The sequence below is a fragment of the Pedobacter sp. genome (assembly GCF_045628745.1).
Taxonomy (GTDB): Bacteria; Bacteroidota; Bacteroidia; order Sphingobacteriales; family Sphingobacteriaceae; genus Pedobacter.
The window spans coordinates 1-11,663 of record NZ_JAZQPU010000361.1 but is presented as its reverse complement, the minus strand read 5'-3'; the positions used below and the strand labels follow the sequence as shown (position 1 = coordinate 11,663).

Genomic DNA, 11,663 nt, shown 5'->3' with positions numbered 1-11,663 from the left:
CCCCTATCGGTAAAATTGACGATGTTATGGTCTTTCATAAACTGGCGATATTCGTCGCCAGTGAGCACCTCCAATGTTTTTGCTACAGAGGAGATACCTGCATAAGTATCATAACTGGTAACAATAGACCCGACGGTTCCTTTTTTGGTGGTGATAATAACGACACCATTGGCACCCCTTGAGCCATAAATAGCTGTAGCAGAAGCATCCTTTAAAATCTCTATTGATGCAATGTCTGCCGGGTTAATGGAGTTTAAAGGGTTTACAGGTTCCTGGTTAAATACATTCAAGGCCGTAGTACCGATATTACTTTGCCTTGTAGAGTTAGATAACTGTAAGGGCACCCCGTCAATTACATAAAGAGGATCGTTACCTGCGGTTATGGAAGTACCGCCCCTGATTCTGATGGTAGAAGCACCTCCTGGTTTACCACTGGCTGCAGTAACGTTGACACCGGAGATTTTTCCCTGCAAGAGTTGTTGAGGATTGGTGACCACCCCTTTATTAAATTCTTCAGGTTTTAAAGAAGCTACTGAACCTGTAACATCACTTCTACGCTGCGTTCCATAGCCTACAACAACTACTTCATCCAAGGCTTTAGTATCTGCGGTTAATTTTACGGTTAGCACGCGGTTAGTAGGAATAGCGACCTCCTGGCTTTGGTAGCCAATAAAAGAAAACACAAGTGAACCACCGGCGCTCAGTTGATCAGGTAAGTTGAGAGCGAAATCACCTTTTTCATTAGTTGTGGTGGAAATACTGTTATTACCCTTCAACCTTACACTTACCCCGGGCAAGGGGCCTTTTTCATCTGTAACATGCCCAGTGATGACCACCGTTTGCATTACATGCTTCACATAGTCATCCTTTATATGACTTGCCATTAAAAGCTGCGTTCCTATTAAAATATTCAAGAGAACCTTGAACATCACTTTTGACCCTTTTATGAAATAAAAGGGGATAGACCTATAACATTTTTTCATAAGTGTACATTTGGTTTAATAAAAAGCTGTAAATGAGGATGCCTGGTCTTATTTTTAATTAGGGACCATTAAATGGATTACATTTTGATTTAATATGTATCTCCATAAATGGAGTAAGATCTCCAAACTGTTGTCTTTGCGAATTAGTTATGATATGAATACCCATAATTTAACTATTTAATATTTGCACTATAGATTGCGCAAATGAGTAAGGAATACATCTGGTAACATAAACTTAAGCTATGTTGCACAAAGTTGCAACCTGTAGCATCCTGTGTACATTCGATTTTTTGGCAAAAAAAAAACCCGCCTTTATTTTCATAAAGGCGGGTTAATAAATAGGCTTAAATTTTACTTTGTTGTTTCCAGTTCTTCAACAGGATCCTCATCAGCATGTAAAGTATCTTTATGATCATCAGCATTGTAACTGGCTTCTAACTCGGCCAGTTTCTTTTTACCATAAGCTAGTTTAGTGATCAGTACAAACAATACCGGTACAATAAATAAGGCTAAAATGGTTGCTGAAAGCATACCCGCGGCTACCGTCCAACCAATGGTTTGACGGGAAGTTGCACCTGCACCCTGCGACAAGATCAAAGGAATAATACCTAAAATAAAGGCAAGGGAAGTCATGATAATTGGTCTCAACCTTAACTTAACGGCTTCAATTGTAGCAGCAAGTAATGGCATGCCCCAATCAACACGTTCTTTGGCAAACTCTACAATTAAAATTGCATTCTTTGCTGATAAACCAATTAAGGTAATTAAACCAATCTGTGCGTAGATATTTAAATCTAATTTCGGAAGGAAAATCAAGGCCAGGATGGCACCAAATAAACCTAAAGGCACACTTAGTAAAATTGAGAATGGTACAGACCAACTTTCGTAAAGTGCAGCCAATAGCAAGAATACGAAAATAACAATTAAGGTATAGATTAGGGTTGTACTGTTACCAGCCTCTTGTTCCTGTGCACTTAAACCAGAGAAGTCAAAGCTATAACCAGTAGGCAAAGTCTGAGCAGCCACTTCTTGTAAAGCTTCTAAGGCCTGACCACTACTGTAACCTGGTTTTGCAGCACCACTAATTTCTATAGAACGGAATAAGTTATAGTGATTGATGATGGATGCATTTTCTATTTTTCTGTAGCTCACCATGCTGCTTAAAGGCACCGTACTACCACTGTTATTTTTAACATAGATGTTGTTCAGGTTTTCAATATTCTTCCTGTACATGGTATCTGCTTGTGATACTACCCTGAAATTACGGCCGTATCTGGTAAAATCATTCACATAACTGGAACCAAAATAAGTAGAAATTGTGCTGTACACAGCGCCAATAGACACACCCATTTTTTTAGCCTGCTCCCGGTCTATCGTAAGTTTATAATTCGGCGTATTGGCACTAAACAAGGTATAAGCCATGGCAATTTCCGGACGCTGATTTGCGGCACCCAGGAACTTTCCAATCACCCCTTCAAACTTTTTAATGTCACCGGCTTGTTGCTCCTGAATCTGCATGGTAAAACCACCACTGTTACCTAAACCTGGAATTGGTGGTGGTTGTACCACTAATATATTACCTTCTTTATCACCAGCAAATGCTTGCTGCACTTTGGCGATAACTTCTGATACCACAACCTTACGGTCATCCCAGTGTTTCAACTGCACGAAAAACGTCGCCGCATTTGATTTAAAGGAAGAGTTTAAAATGTTAATACCAGAAATTGACACAACAGTTTTTACATCTGGATTCTCTTTACGGATGGTTTGTGTAATTCTTTCTACAAAAGCATTTGTACGACCAGAAGAAGCACCTTCAGGCAAAGTTACCCCCATCAGGAACACCCCTGCATCTTCACTAGGAATAAAACCTGTAGGTTTTGCTTTAAACATCGCCAGGGTACCCACATATATACATACCAGCAGGATCATCATCAATGGTGCTTTTTTCAATGACCAACGCACACCTTCTGAGTATTTTGAAGTTACTTTAGCAAACCAAACGTTAAATTTGTAAAACAACTTGTTTAAGCCTTTCGACTCCTTGTTCAGGCTCATTGGTTTTAACAGTATTGAACATAGCGCTGGCGTTAATGATAGGGCAATAAAAGCCGAAATTAATACCGATACCGCAATGGTAATGGCAAACTGTTGGTACAACTGCCCCACCATACCTGGAATAAAACCAACCGGAATAAATACTGCAGCAAGAATTAAAGCAATGGCAATAACCGGTGCCGTAATATCTTTCATCGCTTTTCTGGTTGCTTCTGTTGCATCTAATCCCTCATGGTCCATATAATGCTGTACCGCTTCTACCACAACAATGGCATCATCCACTACAATACCAATGGCCAGTACGAAGGCAAGCATGGTTAAAATGTTTACTGAGAAACCAAATAGGGTAAAGAAGATAAAGGTACCTACAATAGATACTGGAATAGCAATAACCGGAATAAGCGTTGCTCTCCAACTCTGAAGGAAGATAAACACCACAATGGTTACCAAAATTAATGCTTCAATTAAAGTGTGTACAACACTATTAATCGATACATTCACGATGGAAACCGTTTCATAGCCAATGGTATAATCTAAATCTTTAGGGAAGGATTTTTTCAAATTCTCTAAAGCAACCGTAATACCTTCGGCCGTTTGCACCGCGTTACCACCTGGTGTTTGATAAACTCCCATCATGGATGAAACTTTACCGTTTAATTTTGCTACTGTTGCATAAGAAAACTCTCCTAATTCAACCCTTGCAATATCTCTAAGGTATACCGAAGAACCATCAGTAGATGTTTTTACAATGATGTTTCTAAATTCTTCTTCAGAACTTAATTCACCATCTAAAATAACGTTGAATTCAAAAGTCTGGTTGTCCACTTGAGGTGCACCCCCAACTTTACCACCCGGCATTCGTGAATTTTGCTCCGCAATAGCTGCATTAACTTCCGCAGCTGTTAAACCTAAACTTGCCATTTTGCTTGCATCCAACCAAATACGCATAGAGAAAGGCTGGCCGAAGGCCGTCACATCACCTACACCAGGAACCCTTAACAAGGCATCCTTAACGTATAGGTTGACATAATTCGAAAGGAATTTTTGGTCGTATGTGCCATTTGGAGAATATAAACCCAAAATCATCAAGATATCGGTATTCGCTTTTTTAGTCGTTACCCCTAAACGTCTAACAGCTTCAGGTAACGCAGGTTCAGCAATACCGACCCTGTTTTGGACATCAAGGGCAGCAATATCGATATCTGTACCTACTTCGAAAGTAACCGTAATGGTAGAACGACCATCGGCAGTACTGGAAGAAGTCATGTATTTCATGCCCGGTGTACCGTTAATCTGACTTTCGATAGGTGTGGTTACCGTTTGCTCAACTGTTTCTGCATCGGCACCTGTATAAGTCGCTGCCACCGAAACGGTCGGTGGGGCAACGCTTGGATATTGACTGATCGGCAAGGTGTTCAACACAATGACACCGATCAATACAATCAATATGGAAATAACGATGGCCGTGACCGGACGTCGAATAAATACTTCTGAAATCATATGATTATTATTGGATTAAAAATTAATTTTTTGTTGCCGCAACAACAGCACCTGGTCTTACGTTTTGTCCACCTTCAGCAACAATTACGTCACCTTTTTCGATACCGCTTTTGATGACCACTTTATCACCAAATACACTACCGATTTTCACGATACGTGCTTCTGCTTTACTGCTATCGCCAACAACGAAAACAGAATAAGAACCTAATGACTCAGCAACAGCTTTGTAAGGTATAGCTACTTGTTTTCCTTCAGATCTGTTCAGCACTTTTAAATTACAGTTCATACCGGCAAGTAAAGCGTTTTTAGCATTCGGGAAGCTGATACGCACTTTAATAGTTCCAGCAGTAGGATCTACAGCACGGTCAATAGTAACAAGTCTACCAGACATCTGGTAAATGCTCTTGTCTTGCATTTCTAAGCGGAACACTGAATCTTTAAGTACAGAAGCGTTATTTTGTAAGCCTACAAAACGAGCAATGTCGCGTTGGTTTACTGCAATATCTACTGCAATAGGATCTGTTGTAGACACAGTATTTATTAAGGTAGAACCCGGGGTTACAAAAGCACCTAATTTAACTTGCGAAATACCAATTGTTCCATTTAATGGAGAAACAATAAGGGAACGCTTTAAGTCCGAAGCTACAGAAGCTAAAGCAGCTTCAGCAGCAGCAACTTGAGAAGCAGCATTAGCTAAGTCAGTTAACGCATAGTCAACACGTTGCTTAGCAATGGCTTCTTGTTGATTTAATTTTGTATAACGGTCTGCATCTTTTTTAGCTTTAGCCTGGTTAGCTTTAGCGACAGCCACATTTGCTAATGCAGAACGATGAGCGGCAACGTATTTAGTACGGTCAATTTCATATAATTTCTGACCTTTTGTTACTTTCTGACCATCTTTAACATAAATAGCAGTAATGTAACCACCTACTTCAGCACGAAGTTCTACTTCATTTAATGGAACGACTACGCCAGGATAAGTATCCACAACAGTTACATCTTCAACATCTGCTACATAAGTAGTTACTGGTGTTGGTGGTGGAGCTGTTGGAGCGGTAGTTGGATTTGAGTTTCCACATGAGGCTAAAACGACTGTACCCAATAGGAAAAAACCTGATTTTATAAATTTAGAGTTCATTGCTGTTTATTAATTTGTTAAAGTGATAGTACCTAAAGCTTGTTTTACATCTAGTTTGGCAGAAAGCAAACTATATAGGGAGTTAAGATAGTTGAGTTGTGCAGTACGCAAATCTGTTTCTGAAGTCATCAGGTCTAAATAGGTTTTGATACCCTCATCATATTGAAGTTTGATGGTATTGTATACTTGTTTAGAAATTTCAACGTTTGCATTAGCAGTTTTCCAATCGTTAAGGTTAGATTTATAAGTTGCCAAAGCACGTTCATACTGCGTATTGATTAAATTCCTGGTGTTTTCTAAATCAAGATCAATTCTTCTTTCCTGTAATTGAGATTTTCTGATTTCCTGGATACGTTTAGTGCCCTGAAAAATAGGAACATTTAATTTTACGCCAACAACAGAACCTGGAAAAGACTGATTATATAAGTTACCAAAGTCATTATCCAAATAGTTCCAGCTGTAATTGATAAAACCAGAAAGTTTAGGCAGATAAGCCGCTTTGTTATAACTTGTATTGATGCCTTGCAGTTGTTTTTGTGTTTCTAACTGGCGGTATTCAATACGGTTTTGGAAATTAAGCATTTGTGTAGTATCCATTAAAACCTCTTGCTCCATAGTTTGCGCATTGAAAGTCAAGCTGAAATCTTTAGTTGGGCTATAACCGATCAGTCCTTTTAAATAAGCATACTTGTATTTAAGCAGCTCATCTGTTCTTTTCTTATCCGCTCTCGAGTTACTTAAACTAATTTGAGCACGTTGATAATCGGTTTTATCTACCAATCCGCTTTCAAATTGTGCTTTTGCATCATTAAGTTGTTTTTCTAAACGAGCAATGTTTTCAGAGATGATCTGTAACTGCTCCTGACTGGTCAGGATGTCAAAGAAAGCTTTACTCACATCAACAATAGTTGTAATTTTAGTGCTTTCTGTTGTTTGCTTATATTGTTCTCTATAATACTTAGCAGATTTTGAAGCCTGAATTAAACCAGCATTTAAGAATTGCTGATCAGCTTGTAAAATTACTGAAGAGGTATTTTTAGAACCAAAAGTAATATAAGAAGTTTCGCCATTTGTCGTTAATGCATTAACCGTTTGTTTCAGGTTATGGTTAAAATTTGCATCAGCGTTAACTTGAGGTAACCAACCCGAAAGGGCAGATTTAATGTCACGCTCGCCGATTTCTTCATCGATCAGCGCTTGCTTAACTTCTGGCTTATTTTTTAAAGCGTACTCAATAACCTGAGGAAGAGTAGCATTTTGCAGGATTTCTGTTTCCTGTGTAGTTTGTGCGTCGGTGGTACCTGGCAAGAGTATTGGAATAAAGCCGAGGAGCACAAAGAATAACTTGTGGATTTTCATTTATATAACTTTGTTTTACAGATAATGGAAAGGATAACTAAAACGACAACAAAATCGTTCCCCTTTATAAGGCTAAATTTGAGGGTTTTGCTTAATGAGGTATTATCCTTCTTCTAATAGTCGCAAAAGTAATTAAAGTCTTTAATTTTTTTTGTCACATTCTGACTGAACAAAGTAATTTTATCACTGAAGTGGAGCATTTGAATACCCAAATGTAGCTTGACTAACAGCTAGCTAAAAGTCAGTTAATTTACCCGGTAATGCTCCGGTGATGCTCGTTTGAGCTTAAGGAATAACCGTTCTAAGTTTAAATAATCAGCGTTCAGTAAGATATCGCTGTCAGTTCATACCATAGGAGGTATCTTTGCAAAAACATTATATATTAGTATCAACCACTACAGGATGATAAAGCACATCAAATTTAATCAACAAAATAGAGACTTTTATAAATACTTCAGGTTTATCATTATGCCAGTGGTGTTTATGGGTTTTTATATCTTAGCCTTTCTGGTCGATCCTTACCGGGACTGGTCTGCTTATTTTGCACGCAGCACTACCAACGTCATCAGGGAGTGGGCATTTGTGGCCTTCTTTTGCTTTAGTTTAACCGAAATAAGTTTAATTGTTGCCCGTAAACTTGACAAATATATCCCTTGGGTAGTTTACCCCCTTGGCAGGTTTATTACGCAACTGAGCCTTCAGATTTTCTCTACCATCGTTTTTCAATATATATTTCTGCAGGTTTCTAAATACCTTTTCATTGGCAATGTGGAGTTCAATAATTTAGATGCCATTGTACTGCGACAGTCACTAGTGGTATGCCTGTTGCTGTCTATTCTGATTAGTTTTATTTACACGGGAAATTTCTTCCTGGAGAAATGGAAAGATGCCATCCTGGAGACTGCTGAGCTGAATTTGAAAACGGCAGAGCTGAAACGTATTGCCCTGGAGGCACAGCTGCAATCTTTAAAAGCTCAGCTTGATCCACATTTCATGTTTAACAACTTCAGTACCCTTTCGGCACTGATTACCGAAGACCGGTCTCTTGCCCAACACTTTCTTGAAAATTTATCTCGAGTGTACAGGTATATGATTATCAACCTCAATAAGAACATTATTTCTGTGGAAGAAGAGATTAAATTTGCACAGGCTTATTTTTATCTGATTAAAATACGGCTAGGCGACAATGTTAGGATGGAAATAAACATTAATGATGAGATTTTGAAAAAAGGAATCCCTCCTATTACTTTACAGTTGTTGCTGGAAAATGCCATCAAACATAACATGGCCTGCAGGGCTAAGCCTTTGTTAATTTCCATTACCATGGATGGTGAAGATCTCCTGGTAATTTCCAACTCGCTGCAAAGACTTAATTACAACATCCCTTCTACAGGTACAGGCTTAAAGAATATTGAAAGCAGGTATAACCTTTTATCAGATCAGACATTTGAAATTTTAGAAACAGAAAGCAAATTCATCGTTAAACTACCATTGTTAAGTATTTAATTTGTCTTGTTTTCCTTACCTTTTGCCTTTTGTAAAACTAAATTAGCCTTTGTAAGGCTATCCTTTGTAAAATCTATGAAATCCCACTCCTGCGATGAACATCCTGATTATAGAAGACGAGCAACGTAATGCCAACAGGCTACAAAATCTACTCCACGAAATCAACGAAGAAATTAAGGTAGTTAGCATTTTAGAAAGCGTTGCAGAAAGCATAGAATGGTTTGCTGAACATCAGGAGCCGGAACTGATTTTGATGGATGTGCGCCTTGCTGATGGCTTATGTTTTGAAATATTCTCCGCTTGTACCATTACAGCCCCGGTCATTTTTACCACGGCTTATGATGAATATGCTATTCGTGCTTTTAAGGTAAATAGCGTAGACTATTTGCTGAAGCCTATTGATAAGCTGGAATTAGCTGGTGCCTTGAATAAACACAAGCAACTAACGGCACAAAAACAAACGGGCGAAATAATCCATAACCTGGTAGACATTATTAAAAAACCGGGAGCCATTTACCGCACGAGGTTTTTAATTCCTATCCATGATGGTTATAAAACCATAAAGGCCAATGAGATACTCTATATCTATTCGGAGTTTAAAGTATCTCATGCAGTTTTAGAAAACGGGGAAATCCAGGCCATCCTGTTTACCATGGATGAACTTGAAGAGCAGTTGGATCCAGAGGTATTTTTCAGGGCCAACCGCCAGTATTTAATCAGCATCAACAGCATTAGCAGCATCCATAATTACTTTAATGGGAAGCTTAAAGTGATGTTAAACGGGCAAAAGATAGAAACAGAAATTTTCATTAGCCGGGAAAAGGCCACCTTATTTAAGCAATGGCTAGACAGATAAGGACAGTTATCATTTTGGTAGCAGTATTTTCGTAGCTTTGCAACATAAAACGAACACATTACCATGGCAGTATTACATAGAAAAGAAGAAAAAATTGAAGCGGTATTAAGTAAACTGCCAAAAGAATATACAGATAAAGAGTTTGTAGAAACATTTATACAACTTTACTCAAAAGATTGGGGAAAGATCAAAGCGAACTATATCAAGCAGTCGCAGGATAAGGAACCTGGTACAGTGATTAATATGCCCAAACCAGAGCTTTATCTGAAGAGCATTTTAGAGGTTTATCTTCAGAATAGAAAGAAATAAGCCTATTTTAGGCTATGGTAATTATTAGGTTTAGGTTACCTTTCAGAAAGTTAATTCCATGAATAGGCCGTTCATTTTTTCAATGAACGGCCTATTCTTTTATCGTTGTAGGTTAAAAAACTGTTATTTCACAGCTTCTACTCTAAACCAATCTACATCGGCATATCCAGAATCGTTTATTTGCGTATCTCGGATGGCATATAAGCCTAAAGTAGCACCTATCCATTTTCCAGGTTTGGCTATGAAGGTTTCACCTGCAGCGGTATATTTTCGATCGTCCAAGCTATAAAACCAATTACATTTACCACCTTCAGTTACTTTTACCCTGAGGTAAACATATTGATTTGTTTTGATGGAGGTCAGTACAGAAACGGATTCTTTTCCTGTAGTTAAGCCCTTTTTACATACGCCAAAATTTAAGGTCTGTCCTTGTTTGCCATTTTTGATATAGATGTGGCTATAGTCTTCCCCAACAACAGCAAACCCTGCCATCTCCTGTTCAATCTTTTCATTTCCTGTCAATTTGATTTTTGCAGTAGCCATAAAATTTTCTGCAGGAAATTTCTGAGTGAGGATATTAGGTACATCTAACAAGTTGTTTTTTGACACATCGAGAAGTTTCTTTCCTGATTCAGGTACTTTCATGGTATATAACCTTAATGCACCCTGCTGACCAGGCATGAGCCATGTGCCATCTGGATTGGCCTGCCATTGCCATTGCTTACCTAATATTGGGGAATTGAATTCATCTGATTCTGCTGGCGTCTGGATAGGATATGTCTTTCCTACGTTGGGTTTTTTATATTCCATCACAGGTTCACCAACACCCTTACCATTTTTGTCTACGCCTATCACAGGCCAATCGTTTACCCATTTCATGGGTTGCAGGTGCACTACTCTTCCATAAGCATCCTTATCCTGGAAGTGAACAAACCAGTCTTCTCCAGTTTGGGTATCTATCCAGGCTCCCTGATGAGGACCATTGACAGTCGTTTTGCCTTGATCCATCACCACTTTCCGCTCATAAGGGCCATAGATATTTTTAGACCGCAGCACTAACTGCCAGCCGGTAGACACACCTCCTGCTGGAGAAAATAAATAATAATATCCATTTCTCTTGTACACTTTAGGTCCTTCTATAGTAGGGTCTAATTCATGACCATCGTAAACGATCACTCCCCTATCCAACACCTTATCGCCAGTAGAATTTAGTTTAGCCAAAGCCACTACACTTTTAACACCGGCTCTGCTGCCCGCATAGGCAAAAGCGAGGTAGTTTTTACCGTCCTCATCCCAAAAAGGACAAGGGTCAATCAATCCTTTTCCTTCGAAAACCAATACAGGATCACTCCATTCACCTTTTGGATCTTTGGTTTTAGTCATATAAATCCCAAAATCAGGGTCGGGATAATAGATGTAAAATTCTTTGTCGTGAAACCTGATGGCAGGGGCCCACACTCCATTGCCGTGCTGTACTTTGTTAAATACATCGTAGGGTTTTTGCCTGGGCAAAACATGATTAAGGATAGTCCAGTTGACCAGGTCTTTAGAATGCAGCAAGGGAAGGCCCGGGGCATGGTTAAAACTGGAGGCAATCATATAGAAATCATCCCCTACTCGTATGGCGTCTGGGTCTGAGTAATCTGCGTTTAAAATAGGGTTTTTATATTTTCCATTCCCTAAATCGGATACCCAAACTTTAGAGATGGTATTTTGAATGGTAGAATTCTGAGAAAAGGACTCAGTTTGACTTACAACAAGACAGCACAGGATACTGAAAAGATGTTTTCCGTGCATTTTTAATAAGGGGATGTGCATAAATAATATTAGCTGGTTTCTGATTTGGTTGTTCCAGCAAGATAAACATTTCTATCCTCCCATCAATAAGTGAGACATAAATTAAGGTTTCTGCTTCATCATTTGCAATCCGGCCAACCATCGACATTCCAATATA

At 38.9% G+C, this 11,663-nt stretch carries 9 protein-coding genes; 3 read left to right on the top strand and 6 right to left on the bottom strand.

Features of this window, described 5'->3' with window-relative positions; genetic code table 11:
- The 4 genes from ACR2F7_RS13190 to ACR2F7_RS13175 all read right to left on the bottom strand — a co-directional run.
- Nucleotides 1–929, bottom strand: a 929-nt coding sequence (locus ACR2F7_RS13190) for a TonB-dependent receptor plug domain-containing protein (RefSeq protein ID WP_432714021.1), incomplete at its 3' end; no start/stop codon positions are given.
- Between the two features lie 405 nt (nt 930–1,334).
- Entirely contained in the window at nt 1,335–4,541 is a 3,207-nt protein-coding gene (locus ACR2F7_RS13185; protein WP_432714020.1) for an efflux RND transporter permease subunit, read from the bottom strand.
- Nucleotides 4,542–4,563: 22 nt separating this feature from the next.
- Nucleotides 4,564–5,679 carry an efflux RND transporter periplasmic adaptor subunit gene (locus tag ACR2F7_RS13180; protein ID WP_432714019.1) on the bottom strand — a complete coding sequence of 372 codons (1,116 nt, stop codon included), beginning with the start codon at nt 5,677–5,679 and terminating at the stop codon, nt 4,564–4,566.
- A gap of 9 nt (nt 5,680–5,688) precedes the next feature.
- Complete coding sequence (locus tag ACR2F7_RS13175) at nt 5,689–7,038, bottom strand: TolC family protein (protein WP_432714018.1); 1,350 nt, start codon at nt 7,036–7,038, stop codon at nt 5,689–5,691.
- 402 nt (nt 7,039–7,440) lie between these two features.
- Between ACR2F7_RS13175 and ACR2F7_RS13170 the strand changes: the two genes are divergently transcribed.
- From ACR2F7_RS13170 to ACR2F7_RS13160, 3 genes are all read left to right on the top strand, one after another.
- Nucleotides 7,441–8,544 (top strand): sensor histidine kinase, encoded by a 1,104-nt coding sequence (locus tag ACR2F7_RS13170; protein ID WP_432714017.1) that lies wholly within the window; start codon nt 7,441–7,443, stop codon nt 8,542–8,544.
- 94 nt (nt 8,545–8,638) lie between these two features.
- Nucleotides 8,639–9,400, top strand: coding sequence for a LytR/AlgR family response regulator transcription factor (locus tag ACR2F7_RS13165; protein WP_432714016.1), 762 nt, complete (start codon nt 8,639–8,641; stop codon nt 9,398–9,400).
- A gap of 63 nt (nt 9,401–9,463) precedes the next feature.
- Entirely contained in the window at nt 9,464–9,709 is a 246-nt protein-coding gene (locus ACR2F7_RS13160) for a hypothetical protein (protein ID WP_432714015.1), read from the top strand.
- A gap of 123 nt (nt 9,710–9,832) precedes the next feature.
- On the opposite strand, the gene ACR2F7_RS13155 is transcribed toward ACR2F7_RS13160, so the two are convergent.
- Nucleotides 9,833–11,506: a glycoside hydrolase family 43 protein gene (locus tag ACR2F7_RS13155; protein WP_432714014.1), complete on the bottom strand. Its 1,674-nt coding sequence runs from the start codon at nt 11,504–11,506 to the stop codon at nt 9,833–9,835.
- On the bottom strand, nt 11,451–11,663 hold a 213-nt coding region (locus tag ACR2F7_RS13150; protein WP_432714013.1), incomplete at its 5' end, for a hypothetical protein. The genes ACR2F7_RS13155 and ACR2F7_RS13150, both read right to left, overlap by 56 nt.